A 22709-nucleotide genomic window follows, 5' to 3' on the forward strand; every position below is an offset into this window, starting at 1 on the left:
GACGCATCCCGTCAGGAATGCGTCGGGACAAAAGGCTCAAGCGTGGCGGATTTCCGTCCCCAGCACCTTGAGGCATTCGCGGATGAATGCCGCCAGCGCCGTCCAACCTTTGGCGGAAACCATCGTCCCATCCACATAGGCATCGGTGGGAGACAGATCGACGTAGGTGCCGCCAGCAAGCGTCACCTCCGGCTCGCAGGCGGCGAGCGCTGCAACCTTCTTGCCACGGACGACGCCGTCGACCGCGATCAGAATCTGGACGCCATGGCAGATCGTGAAGATCGGTTTCTTGGCCTCGTGGAAATGACGCACCATTGCCTGTATCCGCTTGTCGGTGCGGATGTATTCAGGGCCACGACCGCCGGCGCAATAGACAGCGTCGTACTGGCTAAGCTGCTTCTCAGCGTCGGCAAAGGTCTTGTTGATCAGCGCGTTGTGACCGGGCTTTTCGGTGTAGGTCTGATCGCCTTCGAAATCGTGCAGCGACGTCTTGATCATGTCTCCGGCGCTTTTGTCTGGGCACACGACATGAACGGTGTGCCCCACCGCTTCCATCGCCTGCTGATAGACAAAGATTTCATACTCCTCGGTGAACTCACCGGTCAGCATCAGGATTTTTTTGGCAGGCATGGGTCTTCCTCTCGGCTTGCTTCAGGGCGAGGTGCACTTCGCGCCTCGCTCCCTGGGGATCGAAATCGGGTCAGAACGGAGTCAGGGAAACATTCCTTGGCATTGGCCTGGGTGATCAGCGGCGCGTCGGACCTGACGGTGCCCCGGACAAGCGACATCGCGATGGCTACTCGAACGCAGGCAGGAGCCGGTCCCGCGAATTCTCGATGTGCACACGCATGGCTTTCTCGGCAGCGTCCGGATCGCCCGCGGAGAAGGCAGCGAGAATGGCCTCGTGCTCGTCGAGCGCCTCTTCGGTCACCCGCGAGTGATACATCAAGCGGAAGATGTGGAAGTGGGTGTGCTGGTGGTTCAGCGTCTCGCGAATGAGCTCGTTTTGAGCGAACTCGACGATCTTGTCGTGGAAGATCGCATCCTGACGGGCGAAGTTCGAATAGCGCAGGCGTTCGTCTTTCCCCACCCGGCGGGCCATGACGCCAGCCGCCTCCTGCAGCACGGAAAGGCGCTCATCGTCCAGTGTAGCGGTGGCTTTGGCCGCCGATGCAGGTTCAAGCAGAAGACGCAGCTCGTATAGCTCGTCAAAGCGCCGGCGGGTGATTTGCGGGGCGGCCCGATAGCCGATCAGGTGGGTCTTCACCACCAGGCCCTCCCCCTCCAACCGGCCAAGCGCTTCGCGAATGGGGGTATGCGAGACGTTGAATTCCTTCACGAGATTGTCGACGGTGATGCGCGATCCCGGAGCAATTCTCAAAGACATCAGTTGCGCGAAGATTGCCTCGTAGACATCGCCAGCCAGGCTGTTGGCGCGCTGGATGCGCCCCGTCGCACGGGCTTCATTGTCAACCGTCAGGTCGGTGTTCTGCATCGTTAGCCTCTTGACAGAAGCACCCACTAACACGATGCTCCGCGCAATTCAATCCTATATCCTATACGATTTAATAAGGGTATCCAGATGAGAATGACCCGGAGCGCCGAAGCCGGCCTTTGGAACGAAGCTAATCCTCTTGGCTCCCAATTCGTCTTCGAAGGATCCTGTGCATGAGCTTGTTTGCTGCCGCACGCCTGCCGCGCGAGATTCTGTTCGGCAAAGGTCAGCGCCATGCCCTGCCTACGGTTGCCGCCAAATATGGGCGCCGCGCGTTCGTCTGTACCGATGAGCGCTTCGCGGCGACATCGCAGTTCGCGGAAATTCTTGCTGGCTTGCGGGCGGCCTCGATTGACACGCTGGTCTACGACCGAACACTGCCTGATGTGCCCCGCGACAGCGTCGCCGCCTGCATCGCACAGGCGAAGGATTTCAAGCCGGATATGGTGATCGGAATCGGCGGCGGCAGCTGCCTCGACATGGCCAAATGCGCAGCACTTCTGCTCAGCCATAGCGGCAAGATCGAGGACTACTACGGCGAGTTCAAGGTACCAGGCCCAACCCTTCCCGTGATCGCAGTGCCAACAACGGCCGGGACAGGCTCCGAGGTAACCCCCGTCGCCGTGATCTCCGACCCGGATCGGACGCTGAAAGTGGGTATTGCGAGTCCTCATCTCATCGCCGTTGTGGCGCTTTGCGACCCGGATCTGACGGCGACCTGTCCACCGTCCTTGACGGCGATCGCCGGCGCCGACGCGCTGACGCACGCAATCGAGGCCTTCACAGCGGTCAGACGTGGCGCCGATCCTCATTTGCCGCAGCAGCATGTCTTCGTCGGCAAGAGCGCTCTGACCGACCATTTCGCGCTTCTGGCCATCAGGCTGCTGGGCCGCAGTCTCGAAAAGGCTTATCGTGACGGATCGGACGAGACGGCGCGCGCCGACGTCATGATGGGAGCGCTGGCCGCCGGTTGCGCCTTCGGCACGGCGGGAACGGCCGCCGCCCATGCGGTGCAGTATCCCGTCGGCGCGCTTACCCACACTCCGCATGGTCTGGGCGTCGCCACCATGCTGCCCTATGTGATGAACTACAACCTTGCCGCCGCGGCCGCGGAGATTGCCGAAGTCGGCACCGCTCTCGGCCTTTCCCCCCAGAGCGGCGGCGACGCCGATGCATTGGCGCACGCCACCATCCGGGAGGTGAGCCGGCTGTTTGGCGCCATCGGCATCACACCGACATTGGCCGAACTGGGTCTCCCCGAAGACAAGATCGACTGGACGGCTGAGCAGGCCCTCGGCATCGACCGGTTGATCAAGAACAATCCCCGTCCCTTCGACCTCGCCGAGATGCGACGGCTGGTCAGGGCTGCTTATGACGGTGACATGTCCGCCACCATGATGTGATCGACCAGGAGCTCATCCAATGAACATTGCCGCAGGCATATCCGACGAGGATCAAGACATGTTCGACTACGCCACGGTCTCGCCCGGCCTCTACATTGGCGGACGCTGGCGGCCCGCATCGGAGGGCCGCGTGATCGAAGTGGTCGATCCATCGACCGAAGCTGTGATCGCCGCAGTTCCCGATGCCACGCTCGACGACGCCGCCGCCGCAGTCGACGCCGCCGCGAAGGCAGCGGCCGGCTGGCGCGAGACCCCGCCGCGCAAGCGTTCGGAAATCCTGCGGCGCTGCTTCGAACTGATGACCGAACGGGCGGAGACGTTGGCTGCACTGATCTCGCTGGAGAACGGCAAGGCGCTGCGCGATGCGCGCGGTGAAGTCGCCTATGCCGCGGAGTTTTTTCGCTGGAACGCCGAGGAGGCGGTCCGCATCAGCGGCGAGTTTGGCCTTGCGCCCTCGGGCGCAAACCGGATCATTGTCGACTACCAGCCCATCGGTATTTGCGTGCTCGTCACGCCATGGAATTTCCCGGCCGCCATGGCGACACGCAAAATCGCCCCGGCGCTCGCAGCCGGCTGCACGGTGATCCTGAAGCCCGCCAGCGAGACGCCGCTGACGGCCTATGCGCTTGCAGCGCTCTACGAGGAAGCCGGCGTGCCGCCTGGCGTCGTCAACGTCCTGACGACCTCGACCCCCGGGCCGGTGACGGCGGCCATGCTGGCCGATCCACGCGTGCGAAAACTGTCCTTCACCGGCTCGACCGGCGTCGGCCGCGTGCTCCTTGCCGAGGCCGCAAAACACGTCATTTCCTGTTCAATGGAGCTTGGCGGCAACGCACCGTTCATCGTCTTCGACGACGCCGACCTGGAGGCTGCGCTCGACGGTGCGATGGTTGCCAAGATGCGCAATGCCGGCGAAGCTTGCACGGCGGCCAACAGGCTCTACGTCCAGGCCGGCATCCATGATGCCTTTGCGGATGGGTTGAGCAAACGCATGGGTGCCCTCATCATTGGACCCGGCACCCATTCGCCGACCGAGTGCGGTCCGATGATCACCAGGAAGGCCGTGCACAACATCGACCGGCTCGTCCAGGACGCGGTTTCCCGTGGCGCGAAGGTTCTGTGCGGAGGAGCGATCGCCGAAGGCAAAGGTTACTTTTACCCGCCGACGGTGCTTCGCGATGTGTCCTCCCACGCCGCAATGCTACATGAGGAGATATTCGGTCCGGTGGCGCCGATCATGCGCTTCGACAGCGAGGCGGATGCCATCGCCAAGGCCAATGACACCGAATACGGTCTGGCGGCCTACATCTATACGCGTGACCTGGCCCGAGGGATGCGTATGGCATCGAAGATCGAGTCCGGCATGATCGCGCTCAACCGCGGCCTGATGTCGGATCCAGCGGCGCCTTTCGGCGGGGTCAAGCAGAGCGGGCTGGGCCGCGAAGGCGGCCAGAAGCATGGCATAGCCGAGTTCATGGAGGCGAAGTACATCGCCGTGACCCTGTGAGCAGACATCACGCCAAAGATCCGTTTCGCATTCGCGATCATGTGGTCGAGTTCGATGACATCGTCGCCGAGATCGTTCGCAGAAGCGAGGACGCCAGGGCGAACGTTCCAATGGTAGCCGATGTCGCTTACGGAGATGACGCCACCGAGACCTTCGATCTGTTCTTTCCCGAGGGCAAACCGGACCACCTGCCGGTGCACATGTTCATTCACGGCGGCTACTGGCGGATGTTCTCCAAGCGTGACTATTCCTATATCGCCGAGACCGTTACGAACGCAGGTGCCATCGCGGTCATTGTCGACTATGCGCTGATGCCTGCGGTGAGGATGGCGACGATCGTCGACCAGGTACGCCGCGCCAAGCGATGGGTGCTCGACCATATCGCGGACCATGGCGGCAATCCCGGCATGCTGACCGTCAGCGGTCATTCCGCCGGTGCCCATCTGGCGACGATGCTGTTCAACGATGACAGCCGATCATCAAACATCAAAGGCGCGCTGCTGCTCGGCGGCTTGTACGAGTTGAAGCCTCTGCAGACTTCCTTCCTTGCCGCCGAGATCGCCATCACGGATGAGGAGGCGGCCAGCCTGTCGCCGCTGACACATCGCTTCGATCCCTCTGTAGAGGTCGAGATTGCAGTTGGAGCCGAGGAAACGCTCCCGTTCCACAGCCAGGCCGAGGCATTTGCGAAGCATCTGCGAAAGCAAGGGCTGGCAGTCTCTCAAACCGCCCTCTCCGGCGCCAATCACATGAGCAGCGTCCGCGACCTTGGTGTGAGTGGAACCGAGGCATCGGATCGTTTGAACAAGCTCATCGCTACATAGAGCCTCATCGAGACATTCGAACCGCTAAGTATGTGTAGTTACGGATCAAACAGGAAGTGAAGATTGGCAGACACCGAAGGCCGGTGCATGACGCATTTTTGCCGCGGCATGCGAACATGGCGCGCTCGGCGAACGCCCCTAAACGTACCGCGTAAAACGGCTTTGTGGCTGACTTCTGGGACATTTGCGACATTGCAGCTTCGTCGCCATCACGATGTGGACTCAGCGTGGGTCAACTGTGGGCCGAAGCATATTTCTCTCAATGATTTCAACGGCTACCTAACTGGCTTCCCAGTCCCGCCTTCCGACGCTTCCTCCGAATCCCGACCGGCGTCGCGGAAGAGGCGCTGCCCGAACGTGCAACGGCGCTTCGTGAAAGAAACCCGGCAAGCGCTGCGCTAGACGGTACCGGGCCAACAATCGGGAGACAGAGATGAAGGTTGCGATCATCGGACCGGGCGCGATCGGCCGGGCCCTGGCAAAGCGGCTCGCGCTTGCCGGCCACGATATCCGCCTGAGCTTCAGCCGCGACGAGGCCAAGCTGCGCGTGATCGCCGAGGAGCTGGGGGTCGCCTTCGGCTCTCCCGCAGATGTGGCGGCGTGGGCCGACGTAATCGCCCTCACCACGCCCTGGTCGGCGCTCGACGCCGTCATCGCCGCGCTTGGAGACGTGTCGGGCAAGATCATCTGGGACAACAGCAATGCCATCGCGGCCGATCTCTCGGTAATGCTGATCGGCACTACCACCTCGGTGGGTGAGGAAGTCCAGAAACGCTCGCCGGGTGCGCGGGTCGTCAAGTGCATCCCTACTTTCGCCGAATTGCTCGATGCCGACGACCCGCAGCTCAACGGGGTCCCGGTGACGAGCTATGTTGCGGGCAACGATGCCGATGCAAAGGCAGTCGTGTGTCAGTTGCTCACTGACCTGCCAACCATGCCAATCGACGTCGGTGGTCTCGCCGCTTCTCGTCTGATCGAACCGATGCTGCTGTTGCTGGTCCAACTGGCTTATCTGCGCGGCATGGGGCCGATGATCTCTTTCAACCTCGTGCGACGGGAGGATCCCGCACATGGCTGACCCCGATAGCCCGCGCCGCAAGTCCATTCCGCCCGGGCAGTTGCTGATCGACGGCCGATGGCGCGACGCGGCGAGCGCCGAGACATCGACCAGCTTCGATCCCACGACCGAAGCCGCGATAACCACCGTCGCCAAAGCCGGCGCCAGCGAGGCGGGTGACGCCGTCGCTGCCGCGCAGCGCGCTTTCGAGCAAGGACCTTGGGCGCGCATGCATCACGAAGAGCGTGCGAAAGTGCTGTTCCGCATCGCCGACCTGATGGATGAGCGCGCCGAGGACTTCGCAATCCGCGAGGCGATGGACATGGGCATGCCCTATCGCGATTTTCGCGATACCATCATGCCGCATTGTTCGGGGCTGTTCCGCTTCCACGGAGGGCTGGCGATGAGTGCGATGGATGGCGCCTATCGCACCAGCTACGAACCTGACGTCCGCATCCTGACCCGGCGCGAACCGCTTGGCGTGGTCGCTGCGATCACGCCGTTCAATTTTCCCCTGGCCTTATCCTGTTCGAAGATCGCTCCGGCTCTCGCCGCTGGCAATACGATCGTCCACAAGCCCGCGACCGATACGCCGCTGACCGCGCTTGCGCTTGCGCAGGTGATCCTCGACGCGGGCGCCCCGCCGGGCATCTATAATCTCGTTACGGGTCCGGGCGGGGTCATCGGCGACGCGCTGGTCAACGATCCCCGGGTCGACAAGATCGCCTTCACCGGATCGACCGCGGTGGGCCAGGGCATCATGCGCGGCGGTGCCGCGACGATGAAGCATCTGACGATGGAGCTTGGCGGGAAGAGCCCCAACATCGTCTTCGCTGATGCCGATATCGATGCCGCGATCCAGGCGGCCTTCTGGGGCATCTTCTGGAACAAAGGCGAGGTCTGCGTCGCCGGATCGCGCCTGTTGGTCGAGCGCGCCTGCTATGACGAGGTCGTCGAGAAATTGAGCACGATGGCGAAGTCCGCGACGCTCGGCGATCCGCTCGATCCTGCGACGATGGTCGGGCCGATCGCGTCGCGCGGCGAGTATGAAAAAATCCTGGAATATGTCGCTGAGGGCAAGCGCACCGCACGGCTGACTGCGGGTGGCAGCACACGCCAGGTCGAGGGCAAGGGCCTCTTCATCGAGCCGACCATTTTCGCCGACGCGACCAACGAAATGAAGATATCGCGAGAGGAGATTTTCGGTCCGGTCTTACCGGTGATCCCGTTCGAGGGTGAGGATGAGGCGATCCGCATCGCCAATGATACGAGCTACGGTCTCGCCTCCGGGATCCAGACGCGCGATCTCGGCCGCGCACTGCGGCTCGCCGACCGGATCAAGGCGGGCACGGTCTGGCTCAACTGCTGGCATAAATATCATCCCAACGCGCCGTTCGGTGGCTTCAAGATGAGCGGCTATGGCCGCGAGCAGGGCCGCGAAGCGTGGGAAAGCTACACCCAATACAAGACGGTCTGGGCAAATCTCGCCTGAACAGACACCTATCAATCCAACGAGAGGATCCGACATGGCCTATCTGACCACCATCGACGTCATGGGCATCACGCCGAAGGAATATCGGGCGATTCTTGACGAGATGGACGTGGAGCGCCGGCCCGAACCGGGAATCTATCTGCACCTGACCGCACCGATCGAGGGCGGCTATCGCGTCTTGGAGGTGTGGGACCACCGCGAGGGATTCGAGGCTTTCATGCAGGCGCGGCTGGCGCCTGCGGCGAAAGCGATCGGCTTGAACCGCGAGATGAAGCTCACGATCGAACCGCTCTCCAACATCTTCGCTCCGAGACTGGGGGAATTGCCCGCCCTGGTCGAAGATGCGTTTCTGCGTCCTGGCGCGCCGATTCCGGCCTGATATCGCAATGTCGGTCCGCGATCCCAATCCACTCGATTCCCGCCACCCGAAACGGGTGGCCATTGTCCTCTCCAGCCCTGCCATATCGACCACAACCGGCTGGCCCGTCGGTTTCTGGTGGTCCGAGTTGACCCATCCCTGGCTCGCATTCCGCGAGCGCGGATATGAGGTAGTACTTTACTCGCCGGCGGGCGGCCGGTGCGAGGCGGACTCGCTCAGCGATCCGCGCGATCCATCGCGCTATTCAGATACCGACCTGATCTCGCTGGGCTTTCTTTCCACGCCCAAATTGGCCGCACTAGTGGAGGCTACACGTCCGGTAAGCGAATTGTCCGTGGACGGCTTCGACGCGATCGTCGTGGCGGGGGGCCAGGCGCCGATGTTCACGTTCGAAAAGGCGACGGAATTGCAGCGCCTGTTCGTCGCCTTTTTCGAAGCCGGCAAGGTCGCCGCTGCCTTGTGTCATGGCGTGGCGCTACTTCGCTATGCGCGTCTCTCGTCCGGCGAGGCGCTGGTGAAGGGACGCACCGTCACGGGGTTCGCCAACATCGAGGAGGATTTCGCCGACCAGGCGGTCTGGGAGATGGGAGCGCTGACGCGCGGCACGCATCTCATGCCGTGGCGGATCGAGGACGAGATGCGCGCACTCGGGGCGAATTACGTGCAGGCCGGTCTGTGGCGCGACTTCGCCGTGCGCGACGGCAATCTGATCACCGGGCAGCAGAATTTCTCCGGGGCTGCCACCGCCCGCCTCGTCATCGAGGCGCTCGGTGGCTGAAGATCCGCAGCCGGCCACCAGGATCGAGGAGATCGAAGGCGCGGAGATTGCGATCCGCTTCGGGCCGTGGGAGACGCCGCCGACGTCGACAGGCTCCAGTCCGTCGCCATGTTCAACAAAGGAGTCCGAAACATGACCGTAGTGACCACGCTCGATATCGCCGGTCTCACCGCCGAGGAATATGGCCGCATCCTTGATCGCATCGGCGTTGAAAGGAGGCCTGCCGGCGGCATCTACCAGCACCTGGCACCCCCGATCGACGATGGCTTTCGCATCATCGAGATATGGGACGACGCAGAGGGGCTTGAGCGCTTCCTGCGCGACACCTTGTTTCCGGCAGCACAGGATCTGCGAATTCAGCGTGAAGTTGTGGTTACGACCCGGACGTTGCACAATATCTTCGTGCCTCGCATTGGCGAGCTGAGCGAGCTGGCCGACCAGGCTCCTGGCGGACCGGCGAACAGGGCGAAGAGCTAGATGTCGCGAATCCCGCAATGCCGCCGAGCGTCGAACGCTTCATGAACCTGGCGCTTGAACTTTGGGCGCCACGGTGGTGAGCGTGGCAACTGCCGCAAGGATGTTCTTTCCCGCCGGCGACTACCACCACCCGCCGACCGGAATCGTCCAGCTGCGCGTGATCCGCGGCGGCTCGTCTTATGCGGAGATCGACCTGGGCGCGGGCCTGCGGCGCGTCTTCACCCGCCCGGGCGACTTGCTGCTCAGCCTTCCCCATCGCGCGACACGATTCAAGATCGAGGAGCCGCGCGAACTCACGATGATCACTGTCGACCCGTCGCTGGCGCGGGAGCTTCTGATGTCCGCGGGCGGGACCATCGACGAACTGGACATTCTGGATCGCCCGATGCGCGACCCGCTTGTGGCTGAATTGTGCCGGCGGCTGGAGAGCGATCCACCCGCTAACGGGGTGGTCCGCGAATGGGCGTTGGGCCTGATCTTCGCGAACCTGCTCCGACTGGGTCGCGCATACCGGCGACGGCAGAAGCCGAACGTGCTGACCTCCGCCCGGTTCGATCGGGTGCTTGCCGCGATTGATGCCGAGCTGGAGGGCAAACTGTCTGTCGATCGCTTGGCCGAACTGTCGGGCATGCCGCGGCGCGCTTTCACCGCCGCGTTCAGAGAGGCTGCGGGGCTGCCGGTTCACCAATTCGTTCTGCGTCGCCGCGTCGACCGAGCGGTCCAACTCCTCGAAAACAGCGATCTGCCGCTGGCCGAGATCGCGCATCTCACGGGTTTCACGCACCAGGCACATATGAATCGCGTCGTGAGCAGGTTGAAAGGTCTCTCGCCCGGCCGGCTGCGGTCTCGCGGGCGCGACGAGGAACCGTGACGCAGAAAGGACTGTCGATGCTCAAGCGCCCCATTGCTGAAATGCCGGATTTCGTGCGCGCCGAACTGGAGGCCGTCGGCCTGATGCCAGCGTTCGAACAGCGGCCGCCCTATCAACGCAACGACTATTTGCATTGGATTGCACGCGGCAGCCTCCCGGAGACGGGCCGCAAACGTCTCAATCAAATGATCGATGAACTGGAGCAAGGAGGAATTTACATGGGAATGCAGCATCGACCGAGTAAAAAGTAGAAGCTGGCGAGAGAGTTCTCACCTGGCTGTATTCTCAACGACCTCGTTTCTCGGGCGCCGCAGCCCCGGAGGCAACAGGTGCGACTACGTGTTGTCACGCTAAATGTCTGGAACACGGAAGGGGATGGACCCGTCCAGAGATAATCAATCGTGCGTTGCGCGCGCTCGACCTCGATTTAATCACATTGCAGGACGTCGTGCAGACCTGAGCTCGTCGTCGACCTTGAGATCGAAAAGAACGAGTGATCGCATTGAGGCTCCGCATGGTCGGATTTGAGCGCAAGTGGACAGACAGTTTCGCGCCTCATTCCGGGCGACATCAGCTCGCGCGGGTCGGCTTGACCAGAATGTGGACTTGCAGAGCCGCGCCCGCCAACGCGACCGGCCTGTGCGGGTCCGGCGGCGCCAATCCGTGCTTCGGCGTATCATCGGCTCGACCGTGAGTTGAACGACATGTTCTGGCCGCTCAGCGGATGCGCTCACCGCTTCCCCCAAAGAGCCGGGCCGACGTGGGCGCGAAATGGAGCGTGATCGTGTCGCCTGTCCTGGGCAGAGACGACCGGCGCTCCGCGATTATCGTTTCCCCGGTTGCCAGCGTTGCGTGGAGGTAGCAGGTGGATCCCAGTGCCTCCACGAATTCCACGGTCGCCTGCAAGCCGATGCCGTCTTGCAGGTCGAGGTGCTCGGGCCTGAGGCCCACCTGCAGGGTCGTTCCAGGTTCGAGTTTGGTCGGCACCGGGCTGGGGAATTCGATACCTCCCGCTAAGAGCCGCCCGCCGGCTTGCACGGTGGCCGACAGAAAATTCATTCGCGGAGAGCCTATGAAGCCGGCGACGAACGCATTGTCGGGATCCGCATACAGGCCGAGCGGGGTTCCAATCTGCTCGATGCGCCCGTCCCGTAGCACCACGATTCGATCTGCCATCGTCAGAGCTTCGGTCTGATCGTGCGTGACATAGATCATCGTGTTGCCAAGCATGTTGTGAAGCTTGGAAATCTCGACCCGCATTTGCACCCGCAACTCAGCGTCGAGGTTGCTAAGCGGTTCATCGAACAGAAACACCTTCGGGTCGCGGACGATGGCTCGGCCGATGGCGACACGTTGACGCTGTCCTCCGGACAGTTGCGCCGGCTTGCGCTGCAGATACTCCTCGAGGCGCAGGATCTTCGCCGCCCTCGCGACCTTTTCGGCAATTTCCGTCTTGGGCCGATGCGTCATGCGCAAGCCGAAGCTCATATTGTCCATCACCGTCATATGCGGGTAAAGCGCATACGACTGGAACACCATCGCAAGGCCGCGGTCGGACGGCTCCGCGTCGGTGACATCGGTCTCACCGATGAAGATCTCTCCGCTGCTCGTCTCCTCGAGGCCAGCAATCATCCGCAACAGGGTCGATTTCCCGCAGCCAGACGGACCCACGAACACGGTGAACTCGCCTTCCTCGATCGCCAGCGAAACGTCGTGAACGACCTCGGTTGCACCAAAGCTTTTGCTGACGCGTCTAAGTTCAACACGCGCCATGACTAGCCCTTTACCGCGCCAACGGCGATGCCGGAAACGATCCGCCGCTGGAAAATGATGTAAAGGATTACGATCGGCGCTGCCGCAATTACAATTCCGGCCGTGAACAGCGGAATCTGGTCGGAATACTGACCCTTCAGAGCAGAAATCCCCACCATGAGTGTGCGGTTCTTCTGCATCGTCAGCAAGGCTATCAGGACGTCGTTCCAGCAGTTGAGGGTGTTGAGAATGCCGAGCGTTATCAGCGCCGGCATCCCCAAGGGTACCATGACGTGCCACCAGACCTGCAGCAGACTGGCCCCATCGATACGCGCCGCCTCGATCAACTCGCGGGGCAGCCCGGAATAGAATGCCGTCATCATGTAGACCGAGAACGGCAGAAAGAATGCCGTGTAGGACAGGATGAGCCCGATATGAGTGTTGATCAGGTGCAGGCCAACCATGGTGCGCATGTAAGGCACGAGCACAACCTGCACGGGGATCATCAGCGATGACAGGATCACGACGAATAAGAAGCGCCGATAGGGAAAGCGCAGCGACGCGAGTGCAAAGCCGGCAAAGGACGAGACGACCGTCAGTAGGATCACCGCGCCAACCGTCGCAATCACCGAATTGAGGAAATACTGGTCGAGATGCGACCGCGTCCAAGCCTGCGCGAAATTGTCGAATGTCGGCTGCATCGCCAGCCCGAAGCGGTCCAGCAGATAGTCGTGCCGGGTCTTGAGCGCGTTGTTGACCGCGAAGAAGATTGGATAAAGACAACTCAGCGCCAGCAATCCCATCGGGATCGCCGCAATCCTGAGGGCCAGCCTCTGCCGTTTTCCTGCCCCAGCCACCGCGATCCCTCAGAGGTTTGCGTTACGCGACAACATGCGGATCTGCAGCCAGGCGAGAACACCCGTTACGGCAAACAGGATCATCGAAAGAGCCGCGGCGTAGGCAGGCTGGTTGAGCCGGCCCTGCGCGGTCCAGATCAGATATTCGGGCACTGTTGTCGACGTGCCGGGTCCGCCACCAGTCAGCACGTAGATCAGCCCGAACATCGATGTCAGCAGGCCGATCGTGGTGATGACCGTCGAGAACTCTATGATCGGGCGAAGCTCCGGGATGATGATATGCCACCAGATCTGCCACATCTTGGCGCCTTCGAGCCGCGCCGCTTCAACCATCTCCTTGGGCACGGTCGACAGGCCGGCAAGGAAGATGAGAACGCCCATGCCGAAGGTCGACCACGACTGGATGATGAGCGTCACCGGCAACGCCGTACTGGAGCGACCGAGCCAGTCCACGCCGGGGATGCCCAGTATCTTGAGCGCACCGTTGAGGCTTCCATTGAAACCCAGCACGATGCTGAAAATGGAGCCGATGATTACGCTCGAAAGGACGGTGGGAAAGAAATAGACGGAGCGGAAAAACCCGCGTCCCGGAACGCCCTGGTCAATCAGGATCGCCAGTATCATCGGGATCGTCACAAAGAACGGTACTGCAAGCAGAATTGCCCCAGCGTTGACCATGGAGGAGCGGAAATTCGGATCGTTGAGTGCCCGCAGGTAGTTGGCCGCGCCGATGAACTCGCCGGGGTCGGTCGCGGTGGCGCTCGTCAGCGAGATGCCGAAACCCCAGAACAGCGGAATGATGCGAAATACCAGCACCAGCAGGAGAGCCGGAGCCAGGAACAGCACCGCCACGCGTGCCTCGGCTCGGCGGCCGCGATGGGAGCGCAAGCGGACCCGTGGGCCTACAGCGGTCTCGGGTAACGAACTGTCGGTCATGATCGGTCACTAGGCCTAGGAGAATTGGGGAGCACCCGAGCGCTCCCCAGACTGTTCCACTATTATTGCGGCTTGGCCTGCGCCTGGACCTTGTCCAGAGCAGCCGCCGCGGCGTCGACCGTTGTATCGCCGTTGAGCAGCGATTGGCTCTGGCGATGCCATTCGTCGAGCTCGGCCGCCGACGAGTTGGCATGGGTCGTCGGCACGGCGCTGGTTGCCAGCCAGCCCATGATGCGCTTGAGTCCTGGGCTGTCGATGCCGGACGTATCGACCAGGGTGTTTGCCGGAACGATACCCGCGTCTTTCACCAGATAGGTCAGCACTTCAGGCGAAGACAGGGTCTTCACCGCATCGAGAGCGAGCTTGATGTTCGGCGAGTCCTTGTTCACGCCGTAGCCGACGCCGCCATCGAGCGGCACGCCCGGTGCGCCTTGGTGCTGATCGGCGGCGACTGTCGGCGAAGGCATGGGATAGACACCGACATTGTCGACGCCCATATCCTTCTCGAACACCTTCCAGTGAGCAACGTTTGACAACAGGCCCCAGACGTTGCCCGCCCCGCCCTGCGAGAACAGCGTGAACTCGTCCATGAACATGGTCTGTGAGTTGCCGCCTTCCTGGTACCAGCCATCCTTGGCGGTATCCACCCAAGTCTGCAGGATTGCCTTCACCGGCGCATCCGACCAGTGGAGCTTGCCGGTCAGCCAGTCGGCCTGTTGCCGCGCGGTCAGCGACTGGTTTGCCATTTCCGACAGGAAGAATTCGGCTTCATAGCCTTCCTTGTTGGCCATCATGAAGCAGGCGGTCTTGCCCTGCGCCTTGAAGGTGTCGCAGACCTTGGTCATCTCGGCCCAGCTCGTCGGTGGCTTGTCCGGATCGAGACCAGCGGCCTTGTAGAGCGCCTTGTTGTAGTACACGACGTGGCCCTGCAGGGTCGTCGGGATGAAGTACAACTTGCCATCGGAGGCAGTAAATGCCGATTTTCCGACCAGCTTGGAGATGAGGTCGGGCAGCTTGTCATCGAGCGGGATCAGGCCGCCTACCAAGTTCTTGGCTTGCGCACCGCCATTGGCCCAGATCACATCCGGGCCTGTTTTCGAAGCGAGCGCCGTACCCAGCAGCGTGTAGTATTCGGCGTCGGGCTGCGACAGGAAAGTCAGTGTTGCGCCTGGATGAGCGGCTTCGAATGCAGACTTGGCATGATCATAGTATGAAGCATTGCTGGGCTCGTCGACGTTCACGTCCCATACGGTGATCTCCTGTGCCAACACAGGCGAGGCCACCATAATGGCAGCGACCGCTGCCATCAGTCCTATTTTATGCATTTCGGTCCTCCTGTTACCTATTGCTTTTTCATTTCATCCCGCACTCGTTGCGAGGCTTGGCTCCCGAACAGTCCGAGGACGGGTCGGTGCGGCACCAAGCTCGGCGCGCGACAGGATTTCGGGGCGCACCCATTCGCGACGGGCGGCTTCTGACAGCACCAGGCCATGGCCAGGACGGGCGGGCGCGTAAGCCCAGCCGTCGCGGATCTCCACCGGCTCCTCGATCAGGTGTTCAAAGTTCTGGAACGAGTATTCGAGCCATTCGACCTCGGGTAGCGCGCAAGCCATGTGGACGCCGACCTCGAGGAAGGTATTTCCCAGCGATACCGGAATGCCGAGTTCCGCTGCCAGCCAACCGATCCGCATGACGTCGGTGACCTGGCCGTGTACGTTGAGTATATCGGTGCCGCCAGCCAGCATGAGCTGGCGTTTGCCGGCGGCGTCGAGATACTCGCCTGAGTTGATCAGGGTCCAGGGAACGCACTGCCGAAGGAGGCGAAGGCCATCGAAATCGTTGCGAAGGATCGGGTCTTCGACCCACAGCAACTCGAAGCCCGCCTGGTGAATGGCCTCGAGCTTGACGACCGCCTCCTTGCTACCCCAGGCTTCGTTGGCGTCGATCATGAACTGCGCGCCCGGCCGAACCGCTTTGGTGACCAGGTTGAGCCGGTGCAGGTCCCGATCGAAATCGGGGTGTCCAACCTTGATCTTGAACGCCCGGTAGCCCAAGGCATCGGCGTTCTCAAAGAACTCCACGAACTCGTCGTCGCTGAGGTGGAAGTCCAGGCCCGAGGCATAGGCGCGCACCTTGTCCCGTCGCGAGCCCAGCAGTGTGTGCAACGGCATGTCGAGCTGCTTGGCCGCGAGATCCCAGACCGCGACCTGGACGGCCTCGTGGAACGGCAGCGTGAAGGAACGCTGGTTTCCGCCGCGAGGGCGGCCGACCCGATGGGCAATCGAGAGCGGGTGGTGGCCCTCAAGACCCGGCCAGACCTCAGCCTCGAACACCCGAGTTATTTCGCTTACAGCCGGCAAAGCGTTGAAAAGAGCCTGGACGAAGCCGAGGCCGCGATTTCCGTCCTCGTCAATCAACTCGAGCGAAGCGATGTTGGCCTCGTCCGCGCGGACTTGGCTGTCGCCAATGACACGGTCACGGGCAAACTGAAAGCGGGTGAGTTCGAACGAAGAAATACGCATATTGATCTATCAATCAGTCACACTGATATATGACTTCGATCAGCTAATAGACCAATATCTTGGAAAGGAAAAGAGGGTGTCAGCCAAGAATCCGCGCAAAGCGGCAGTTGCATTTGGAGAGGGGACGCGTCTCAGCGACGTGGCGTACGGACGCATCTTCGATATCTTGTACGACCGCAGGTTGCCCGCCGGCGCCTTTGTATCGCAGGCCCAGTTGGTGGAACTAACCGGCGTGCCTGTTGGGCCGCTACGCGACGCATTGCGAGCGCTCCAGGCCGAAGGGGTCGTCACGATCCATCCGCATGCCGGCATCCAGTTCGTGAAGCCAGGGATGGAGTTGACGCGGTCGACCTACCAGTTCCGCGGCATCATCGAAGCCGCCGCTGTTGCCGTCTTCGCCGAGACCGCACGTGACGGCGAAATCGCCGAACTGGCGCTGCAGCACCGCGATGTCGCAGCGGCGCTGGAAGGCGACGGACTTACGCATGCAAATATGCGCGAGCTCGAGAAACTCGAAGAGCTGCTGCACGGCTCAATCGTCGCGAGCCTGAACAATCCCCTCATCGACACGAGCTACCGACGGATCAGGAATTACCTGAGGCTGCTGCGCCTGGATCGCAAGATGTCGGTTCCGCTCGCATTGCGTTCCTTGCGCGAACACCAGGAGATCATCGAAGCGTGCCGGAAGCGCGATGCATCAGGCGCGGTCGAAGCCATCAAGACCCATTTCGCCGCAGCGTTGCAACGCAACCTGGGATTGTACTAGCGCCCCAGAATCGCGCCGCGTAGGCGAGCGATCGCGAGCTGACCCTCCTGGCGCTAAGGCGCGTGTCGCGATCAATTGAAGCGTTCGCAGTCTGATTTCGATGGCCATGACCGACGCGACGGAATCAGACGAGCGAAGGGGGAGCATGCAACAGACATTCATTGAAATCCTTCGCTCGAGCGCCGACGACCGCCGAGCGCTCTTTTCGACGGTGGCCGCTCATATGGAGACACGGGCGGAAAACCTTGAGAAGGATCTCTATGTCTGCTGGGTGCTCGACTGACTTTCACCAACTGATCAGCGGTGATTTGCGCAGCCACGTATCCGCAGTGAGTTGCTTGACGACGAAATCCGCGACATCGGCTCGCGCGATCGTCCCTCCATGGACGCCTGACAGGTCGGTCAACGCCTTGATGCGACCGCGCGCTGGCTTGTCGTTAAGAACCGTCGGTCGAACAATAGTCCAGTCGAGCGTGCTGCCCCTGATTGCATCTTCCTGGCGATCCTTGTCTTCATAGACCTTCCGCAGCATCAGGGGCAGGAGCAGCCGGTCGAAGAAGAAGCCGCCATGGCCGCGGCTGTCGCCGGCACCGAGGCCCGTGATGCATACCAGACGGCGGATGTCCTGCCGCTCCATGACGCCGACCAGCGCGCGCGTCGCCGTCGAGAGCATGGTCACCTCCCGGAACGGGCTCATGGCAGTGCCCAATGAACTGACGACGGCATCACAACCCACGATGGCCCTGGTTAGCGCGGCGGCATCGCGGGCGTCGCCTTCGACGAGCTCGACGCCGGTCAGGTCCTCGGCCTTTGCCTTGGAGCGAACGAGGGCCACGACGTTGTGTCCCTCCGCGATGGCCTTGGCGACAATCAGCCGGCCGGTTGCGCCTGTGGCGCCCAATACCAGAATTTTCATGTCAAACCTCCGAAGGTGTGCTGATGGACGGCGAGGCATCGATGAGCCGCTGCCGGAGGAAGTCACCGATGGCGTCCACCGACTGCTCGGCTGCGAGAAAGCGGCCGATGGAGGACTGGAAGACATGTGGCATGCCCTCCCACACCGACAGCGTGACCTCCACGCCTGCCGCCCTCGCCCGGTCGGCGTAGCGGCTGGAGTCCGTGAGCAGCACTTCGTCGTCTCCGACATCGATCCGGATCGGCGGCAGGCTGTTGAGTTCGGCGTAAAGCGGCGAGGCCTTGGGGTTCGTGGCATCCTGGCCTTGAAGATACATGTCCGCGAAGCCCTGGAGCACGCCGCGCGTGAAGATCGGGTCCGCCTCTGCCCTCGTCTCGAAGCTGTCGCCGGTGAGCGCCAGGTCTGTCCAAGGCGACATCACCGCCGCCCCGACCGGCTGCACGGTTTCCTTCGTCTTGTCGGCAGTGATGGTCGACAGCAGCGACAGCGTCAAACCACCGCCGGCAGAGTCGCCTACAACCACGATCCGTTCGGCACCCACCGCAACGAGACCGCGATAGGCGGCGATGGCATCGCCGATGGCTGCCGGGAACGGGTGCTCGGGCGCGAGCCGGTAGTCCGGGACGAAGGTATCGGCGCCAACGCGTGCGGCGATCTGGCCCGCGAAGTTGGCGAGCCCCTTGGCTGAGCCGAGCACATAGCCCCCACCATGAAGATAGAGCATGCGCGCGCCCGGTCGTGCGGTCGGCACTCGAAGCCAGAAGCCCGCAATGCCGCCGACCGTCGCGGCCTCGACCCGGACATCCGCCGAGGCGGGTGTTGCGGCAAGCATGGCGTCGAACATCGGCCGCGCCTCGGGCCCGAGTTTCTCACCCTTGTGGGCCGAGGCGGCCTGTCGCATCGCGGCTACCGCGGGAGCATCTTCAGGCGAGAGGGGATGGGTCGTCATCATGGCAGGTCTCCGTGGTTGGGGGTAAGCGCTGGCTCAGCCCTTCGCCCATTGCGTCGCGGCATCTTTGGCAAAAGCGGCATAGGAGCGGGGGGCGTGGCCGAGCAGTTTGGTCAAGCGCTCGATGTCGTCAGTGGTCGCCACCGCGCCTTCCGTCTGATAGCGGCTGAACATCAGGCGCAGGTCGAGCGCATGCCAGGCCGGCAGCATGGTCTTCGTGCGCTGCTCCATGACGACGAGATCGTCGCCGCCATGGCGGATCGCGCGGCCGAGGGCTTCGCTCCAGATGGTGGCGATACCTTCGCCGGTCAGGCTGTCTGGACCAACCAGGGCGTAGGTCTCGCGGCCGAGTGGCGCTGCTGCCTGCTCGCGGCGCACCAGCTCGATCGCGGCAGCCTCGCCGATGTCGCGGATATCGACCATCGAGACGCCTTTCTTGCCGATCGGCGAGCCATAAATGCCGGTCTTCAGAAGTCCGTCCTTCTGACGAAGATCGTTCTGGATGAAGTAGGCGGGACGCAGAACCGTTACGGGCAGGTCAAGCGCCTCGATCATCCGCTCGACCGTGTACTTGCCCGCAAAATGCGGCACGTCGGCATAGCCGACGCCGCCGAACACCGAGAGATAGACGATGCCCTTGATGCCGGCCTCGCGGGCAGCCGTCAGGGTCAGCATGGCCTGTGTCAATTCATCGGCGACGTTCGGGGCGAGCAGGAACAGGGTGGTGACGCCTTGCAGTGCCGCGCGGACCGAATCCGGATCGGCGAGGTCACCGCGGACCGCCGTCACGCCAGCGGGAAGCTGCGCCGTCTCAGGTGAGCGCGTCAAGGCGCGGACCTCCACGTTGTGCCCCTGCAGGTGGGCCAGGACCTGGGAGCCGATCGTCCCGGTGCTGCCGGTTACCAAAATAGCCATTGTGAAAACTCCTTGTGATTTCTGTTCTGTCCCGAGGAAGATAGACGTTCCATCCGTGAGCGGGAGATGGCATGATCGAGATAGGCTGTCTCAATATCGGAACATCACGATGAATTTAGAGGCCCTGGCTGACTTCAACCTCGTTGCCGCCCATGGCGGTTTCGGCCGTGCCGGTCGCGTTTCAGGGCGATCCAAGGCGACGTTGTCTCGCCATGTGAGCGAACTCGAACATAGCCTTGGTGTGAGGCTCATCGAGCGTGGATCCCAAAGTCTGCGACTGACTGACGAAGGACGAGCGCTTCACGAGCGCACCGACGGGTTGCTGTCGGAGATCGTGGAAGCCGGGGAGGCAATCGTTCTGGGCGCGTCCACGCCCCGGGGCAGGCTGAGGGTGAGCGCTCCCGTGGTTTTCGCGCATGTAGCGCTTCCCACGATCGGCACCCGTTTCGCTCTCGCCTATCCGGAGGTCAAGCTTGAGATTGTTGCCGAGGATCGCAAGGTCGATCCGGTCGAGGATGGCTACGACCTTGTGATCCGGATCGATCCTTCACCGGATGAACGGCTCATCGGTCGCCGTTTTCTCAATGACGAGCGCCTGATCGTTGCCTCACCAGACATGCCGCGCCCTCAGCCGGCGCCGGGCGGTGGAATGAATACCGTAAAGGCGGTCTTGCTGAGCGCAACTTCGCTGGACGTTGTCTGGCGCATGAAATCCGATCTTGCGGACGAAATCCTTTTGAAGCCTGAGCCGATCCTGCGCTTCTCTTCTCTGCTGATGGTGCGCGATGCCGTTCTGGCAGGCGCGGGCGCTGCATTGCTTCCGAAGCTTCTTGTCGCAGGCGATATCGAGGCGGGCCGGATCGCTTGCTGGGGAACTCATGCCGGTCCGTCTGTGGAAATCTGGGCGCTCCAGAGCTCGCGACGTCTTGTCGGTGCGAAGGTTCGCGCTTTCCTGGATGTGATGGAGAGGGCGTTTCCGACCAAGATTTTCGTTGCGGCACCTTGAAAAAGAACCCGTGCTGCCGGCCAACAGCGTTGGGGAAAGAGGCGGCACCGGACAGATGAGACGAACGCGCATCTCTTCGAGGCTACCCGGCCCCGCTTGCTCAGGCACGGTTAAACTATCTAGAAAGGTGGCGCGCGACAAAGCATTTCGGACAGGAGAGCCACCATGAAATCAGCACAATCGGACCATTGCTCACCTCCGTGGGCCTGGGCGCAGGACCTTGCTAACCCATGGTGTTCGTTACACGTGGACGTCTGCCCACGTCTGATCTAACTAGGCGATGATGCATCCAAGGCACGCAGCTTCCGCTGCGTTACTGAAGCGGGGGCATCCCAAATGGCGAAGAAGTCTTTGCGGCGAAAAACCACGATTTACGATATCGCCTTGGCTGCCAAGTCATCGCCGACGGCGGTCAGCTTGGTCCTCAACGACTCTTGGCAGCAGCACCGCATCAAGGCGGAGACGGCGGCAACGATACTCGACTGGGCCGAACGGCTTGGCTACGCGGTCAATCTCAAGGCACGGGGGCTGCGGCTATCTCGGTCGGGATTGGCCGGAATGATTTTGCCGCATTACCGCAATCGTTTTTTTGCCGGCCTCGCGGAAGCCTTTGAAGCGGAAGCGCGCGTCCGAGGGATGTGCCCAATTGTGGTCAGTACGCATAGAAATCCGGACAACGAACTCAACGTGACGGAAACGCTCCTGGCGCAGCAGGTCGAATTCCTCTTCATTGCGGGAGTTCGTTGCCCAGACCCACTTAATGATTTGTGTCGCGCCGCCGCCGTACGCTGCATCAATGTCGACTTGCCGGGCTCCCGAGCGCCCTCGGTCGTTTCCGATAATTACGGCGGCGCGAGAGCGTTGACCGAAGTCGTGATCAGCAAGCTAAAGAAACGGGGCAGCGCGACCAACGATCTGTTTTTCTTCGGGGGAGTTCATGACGATGACGCTACGCGCAGCCGATTGCTTGGCTTCAACGACGTTCTGGCAGCGCACGGGATTGCTCGCGGACCTAGAACTGTCGATTGCTGCGGGTACGCGCCCACCAATGCTGCTCGGTCGCTGGCCGCACGATACGCTGAGCTAGGACATTTGCCATCTGGCATGTTCATCAACGGTGTGACCGCGCTGGAGGGGGCCTTACGGTTCCTATCGACGTTGGCTCCAGGTGAATTGAAACGGATTGTTGCCGGGAGCTTCGACTGGGATCCATTCGCCGCATATCTACCCTTCGACGTAACAATGGTACGTCAGAATGTCGAAGTCATGATTGCCGAAGGCTTCAAGCTTCTCGAGAACCATTCCGTGGACCATTTTCCGCTCGTGACGGTGCCAACCAGTTTCGGCAGAACCGGCGAGCATGAAGGCGCACAGGAAGACTGGGATTCCACGCCCAATGGCGATCCCGGCTCCAGATAGAACGCCGGCGGAATGGCCCGGTAGTCACGATGGCGACGTGCGCCACGCCGGCGTCCCCCAGCGCTTGCGCGTAGCCGGCTCCGAAAGAGTGCATCAATTGCCTGGGTGCAGATCAAGCTGACCGGGAGCTTTCGAGCGGCCGGATGAACGGATGGTGCATCGCTAGCAGCTCCGAAAGCAATGTCCAGAACTCCTCGTCTCGCTAGATAGCGGATTGCATCGTCACCGGACGGACCCCTGACTTCCTTGCACTTGGCGTCTCCTCCCCAGCGGGTTCGGGTGTGGCTCTTTCTGCCCGGTCTTCTTGCTGCACTTGGGATGCTGACAACCCCGTTGGGGTTCTACCAAAAAATGCCTTGCTAAATCTATTTAGCACCCTTGACCCAAA

At 61.9% G+C, this 22709-nt stretch carries 22 protein-coding genes and 2 pseudogenes; 14 read left to right on the forward strand and 10 right to left on the reverse strand.

The window, feature by feature from the left end:
* Window positions 1–36: 36 nt before the first annotated feature.
* Window positions 37–630 (reverse strand): DJ-1/PfpI family protein, encoded by a 594-nt coding sequence (locus ACFFNA_RS06645; protein WP_378916769.1) that lies wholly within the window; start codon window positions 628–630, stop codon window positions 37–39.
* A 166-nt stretch (window positions 631–796) separates the two neighbouring features.
* Window positions 797–1495: a GntR family transcriptional regulator gene (locus ACFFNA_RS06650; RefSeq protein WP_378916771.1), complete on the reverse strand. Its 699-nt coding sequence runs from the start codon at window positions 1493–1495 to the stop codon at window positions 797–799.
* A 173-nt stretch (window positions 1496–1668) separates the two neighbouring features.
* Here ACFFNA_RS06650 and ACFFNA_RS06655 point away from each other — a divergent pair, with 173 nt between their 5' ends.
* The 10 genes and pseudogenes from ACFFNA_RS06655 to ACFFNA_RS06700 all read left to right on the forward strand — a co-directional run bounded on the left by ACFFNA_RS06655 (window position 1669) and on the right by ACFFNA_RS06700 (window position 10534).
* Window positions 1669–2898 (forward strand): iron-containing alcohol dehydrogenase, encoded by a 1230-nt coding sequence (locus ACFFNA_RS06655; protein WP_378916773.1) that lies wholly within the window; start codon window positions 1669–1671, stop codon window positions 2896–2898.
* Between the two features lie 58 nt (window positions 2899–2956).
* The gene (locus ACFFNA_RS06660; protein WP_378917327.1) at window positions 2957–4405 is read left to right on the forward strand and encodes an NAD-dependent succinate-semialdehyde dehydrogenase; all 1449 of its coding nucleotides are present in this window, start codon (window positions 2957–2959) and stop codon (window positions 4403–4405) included.
* Window positions 4402–5229 (forward strand): alpha/beta hydrolase, encoded by an 828-nt coding sequence (locus tag ACFFNA_RS06665; RefSeq protein WP_378916776.1) that lies wholly within the window; start codon window positions 4402–4404, stop codon window positions 5227–5229. Before ACFFNA_RS06660 ends, ACFFNA_RS06665 begins: the two co-directional genes overlap by 4 nt.
* A gap of 430 nt (window positions 5230–5659) precedes the next feature.
* Window positions 5660–6307, forward strand: a pseudogene (locus ACFFNA_RS06670) (NADPH-dependent F420 reductase); the annotation flags it as partial.
* Window positions 6300–7778 (forward strand): aldehyde dehydrogenase family protein, encoded by a 1479-nt coding sequence (locus ACFFNA_RS06675; protein WP_378916779.1) that lies wholly within the window; start codon window positions 6300–6302, stop codon window positions 7776–7778. The pseudogene ACFFNA_RS06670 and the gene ACFFNA_RS06675, both read left to right, overlap by 8 nt.
* A 34-nt stretch (window positions 7779–7812) precedes the next feature.
* Window positions 7813–8157 (forward strand): antibiotic biosynthesis monooxygenase family protein, encoded by a 345-nt coding sequence (locus ACFFNA_RS06680; RefSeq protein ID WP_378916781.1) that lies wholly within the window; start codon window positions 7813–7815, stop codon window positions 8155–8157.
* A gap of 7 nt (window positions 8158–8164) precedes the next feature.
* A complete protein-coding gene (locus tag ACFFNA_RS06685) occupies window positions 8165–8935 on the forward strand; it encodes a type 1 glutamine amidotransferase domain-containing protein (protein WP_378916783.1) in 771 nt (256 codons plus the stop codon).
* Window positions 8936–9067: 132 nt separating this feature from the next.
* Complete coding sequence (locus ACFFNA_RS06690; RefSeq protein WP_378916786.1) at window positions 9068–9412, forward strand: hypothetical protein; 345 nt, start codon at window positions 9068–9070, stop codon at window positions 9410–9412.
* 82 nt (window positions 9413–9494) lie between these two features.
* Window positions 9495–10283, forward strand: coding sequence for a helix-turn-helix domain-containing protein (locus tag ACFFNA_RS06695; RefSeq protein WP_378916787.1), 789 nt, complete (start codon window positions 9495–9497; stop codon window positions 10281–10283).
* Window positions 10280–10534: a YdeI/OmpD-associated family protein gene (locus ACFFNA_RS06700; protein WP_378916789.1), complete on the forward strand. Its 255-nt coding sequence runs from the start codon at window positions 10280–10282 to the stop codon at window positions 10532–10534. The genes ACFFNA_RS06695 and ACFFNA_RS06700 overlap by 4 nt, the downstream gene beginning before the upstream one ends.
* A gap of 466 nt (window positions 10535–11000) precedes the next feature.
* On the opposite strand, the gene ACFFNA_RS06705 is transcribed toward ACFFNA_RS06700, so the two are convergent.
* The 5 genes from ACFFNA_RS06705 to ACFFNA_RS06725 form a co-directional block, all read right to left on the reverse strand.
* Window positions 11001–12056, reverse strand: coding sequence for an ABC transporter ATP-binding protein (locus tag ACFFNA_RS06705; RefSeq protein ID WP_378916791.1), 1056 nt, complete (start codon window positions 12054–12056; stop codon window positions 11001–11003).
* A gap of 2 nt (window positions 12057–12058) precedes the next feature.
* The gene (locus ACFFNA_RS06710) at window positions 12059–12892 is read right to left on the reverse strand and encodes a carbohydrate ABC transporter permease (protein WP_378916793.1); all 834 of its coding nucleotides are present in this window, start codon (window positions 12890–12892) and stop codon (window positions 12059–12061) included.
* A gap of 9 nt (window positions 12893–12901) precedes the next feature.
* Complete coding sequence (locus ACFFNA_RS06715; protein WP_378916795.1) at window positions 12902–13828, reverse strand: carbohydrate ABC transporter permease; 927 nt, start codon at window positions 13826–13828, stop codon at window positions 12902–12904.
* A 62-nt stretch (window positions 13829–13890) separates the two neighbouring features.
* Window positions 13891–15153 carry an ABC transporter substrate-binding protein gene (locus tag ACFFNA_RS06720; protein ID WP_378916798.1) on the reverse strand — a complete coding sequence of 421 codons (1263 nt, stop codon included), beginning with the start codon at window positions 15151–15153 and terminating at the stop codon, window positions 13891–13893.
* Between the two features lie 33 nt (window positions 15154–15186).
* Window positions 15187–16350 carry a mandelate racemase/muconate lactonizing enzyme family protein gene (locus tag ACFFNA_RS06725; protein ID WP_378916800.1) on the reverse strand — a complete coding sequence of 388 codons (1164 nt, stop codon included), beginning with the start codon at window positions 16348–16350 and terminating at the stop codon, window positions 15187–15189.
* Between the two features lie 76 nt (window positions 16351–16426).
* On the opposite strand from ACFFNA_RS06725, the gene ACFFNA_RS06730 reads away from it, so the two are divergent.
* Together ACFFNA_RS06730 and ACFFNA_RS06735 are read left to right on the forward strand one after the other, a co-directional pair.
* The gene (locus ACFFNA_RS06730) at window positions 16427–17116 is read left to right on the forward strand and encodes a GntR family transcriptional regulator (RefSeq protein ID WP_378916803.1); all 690 of its coding nucleotides are present in this window, start codon (window positions 16427–16429) and stop codon (window positions 17114–17116) included.
* 145 nt (window positions 17117–17261) lie between these two features.
* A pseudogene (locus tag ACFFNA_RS06735) lies at window positions 17262–17396 on the forward strand (nucleotidyl transferase AbiEii/AbiGii toxin family protein); the annotation flags it as partial.
* A gap of 6 nt (window positions 17397–17402) precedes the next feature.
* Here ACFFNA_RS06735 and ACFFNA_RS06740 read toward each other — a convergent pair.
* From ACFFNA_RS06740 to ACFFNA_RS06750, 3 genes are read right to left on the reverse strand one after another with little or no spacing between them, the layout of a single operon-like run.
* A complete protein-coding gene (locus ACFFNA_RS06740; RefSeq protein ID WP_378916806.1) occupies window positions 17403–18032 on the reverse strand; it encodes an SDR family oxidoreductase in 630 nt (209 codons plus the stop codon).
* A 1-nt stretch (window position 18033) separates the two neighbouring features.
* The gene (locus ACFFNA_RS06745; protein WP_378916809.1) at window positions 18034–18981 is read right to left on the reverse strand and encodes an alpha/beta hydrolase; all 948 of its coding nucleotides are present in this window, start codon (window positions 18979–18981) and stop codon (window positions 18034–18036) included.
* 36 nt (window positions 18982–19017) lie between these two features.
* The gene (locus ACFFNA_RS06750; RefSeq protein ID WP_378916810.1) at window positions 19018–19896 is read right to left on the reverse strand and encodes an NmrA/HSCARG family protein; all 879 of its coding nucleotides are present in this window, start codon (window positions 19894–19896) and stop codon (window positions 19018–19020) included.
* A gap of 109 nt (window positions 19897–20005) precedes the next feature.
* Here ACFFNA_RS06750 and ACFFNA_RS06755 point away from each other — a divergent pair, with 109 nt between their 5' ends.
* Window positions 20006–20902: a LysR family transcriptional regulator gene (locus ACFFNA_RS06755; protein WP_378917329.1), complete on the forward strand. Its 897-nt coding sequence runs from the start codon at window positions 20006–20008 to the stop codon at window positions 20900–20902.
* 336 nt (window positions 20903–21238) lie between these two features.
* Entirely contained in the window at window positions 21239–22321 is a 1083-nt protein-coding gene (locus tag ACFFNA_RS06760) for a substrate-binding domain-containing protein (RefSeq protein ID WP_378916813.1), read from the forward strand.
* Window positions 22322–22709 lie beyond the last annotated feature (388 nt).

The sequence above is a fragment of the Mesorhizobium kowhaii genome, assembly GCF_042431665.1.
Lineage (GTDB): Bacteria > Pseudomonadota > Alphaproteobacteria > Rhizobiales > Rhizobiaceae > Mesorhizobium > Mesorhizobium kowhaii.

Coding starts and splice junctions, on each gene's coding strand:
- ACFFNA_RS06715 (WP_378916795.1), bottom strand. CDS start 13,828: ATGACCGACAGTTCGTTACCCGAGACCGCTGTAGGCCCACGGGTCCGC.
- ACFFNA_RS06675 (WP_378916779.1), top strand. CDS start 6,300: ATGGCTGACCCCGATAGCCCGCGCCGCAAGTCCATTCCGCCCGGGCAG.
- ACFFNA_RS06655 (WP_378916773.1), top strand. CDS start 1,669: ATGAGCTTGTTTGCTGCCGCACGCCTGCCGCGCGAGATTCTGTTCGGC.
- ACFFNA_RS06705 (WP_378916791.1), bottom strand. CDS start 12,056: ATGGCGCGTGTTGAACTTAGACGCGTCAGCAAAAGCTTTGGTGCAACC.
- ACFFNA_RS06755 (WP_378917329.1), top strand. CDS start 20,006: ATGAATTTAGAGGCCCTGGCTGACTTCAACCTCGTTGCCGCCCATGGC.
- ACFFNA_RS06750 (WP_378916810.1), bottom strand. CDS start 19,896: ATGGCTATTTTGGTAACCGGCAGCACCGGGACGATCGGCTCCCAGGTC.
- ACFFNA_RS06690 (WP_378916786.1), top strand. CDS start 9,068: ATGACCGTAGTGACCACGCTCGATATCGCCGGTCTCACCGCCGAGGAA.
- ACFFNA_RS06740 (WP_378916806.1), bottom strand. CDS start 18,032: ATGAAAATTCTGGTATTGGGCGCCACAGGCGCAACCGGCCGGCTGATT.
- ACFFNA_RS06645 (WP_378916769.1), bottom strand. CDS start 630: ATGCCTGCCAAAAAAATCCTGATGCTGACCGGTGAGTTCACCGAGGAG.
- ACFFNA_RS06660 (WP_378917327.1), top strand. CDS start 2,957: ATGTTCGACTACGCCACGGTCTCGCCCGGCCTCTACATTGGCGGACGC.
- ACFFNA_RS06745 (WP_378916809.1), bottom strand. CDS start 18,981: ATGACGACCCATCCCCTCTCGCCTGAAGATGCTCCCGCGGTAGCCGCG.
- ACFFNA_RS06680 (WP_378916781.1), top strand. CDS start 7,813: ATGGCCTATCTGACCACCATCGACGTCATGGGCATCACGCCGAAGGAA.
- ACFFNA_RS06650 (WP_378916771.1), bottom strand. CDS start 1,495: ATGCAGAACACCGACCTGACGGTTGACAATGAAGCCCGTGCGACGGGG.
- ACFFNA_RS06725 (WP_378916800.1), bottom strand. CDS start 16,350: ATGCGTATTTCTTCGTTCGAACTCACCCGCTTTCAGTTTGCCCGTGAC.
- ACFFNA_RS06685 (WP_378916783.1), top strand. CDS start 8,165: ATGTCGGTCCGCGATCCCAATCCACTCGATTCCCGCCACCCGAAACGG.
- ACFFNA_RS06760 (WP_378916813.1), top strand. CDS start 21,239: ATGGCGAAGAAGTCTTTGCGGCGAAAAACCACGATTTACGATATCGCC.
- ACFFNA_RS06720 (WP_378916798.1), bottom strand. CDS start 15,153: ATGCATAAAATAGGACTGATGGCAGCGGTCGCTGCCATTATGGTGGCC.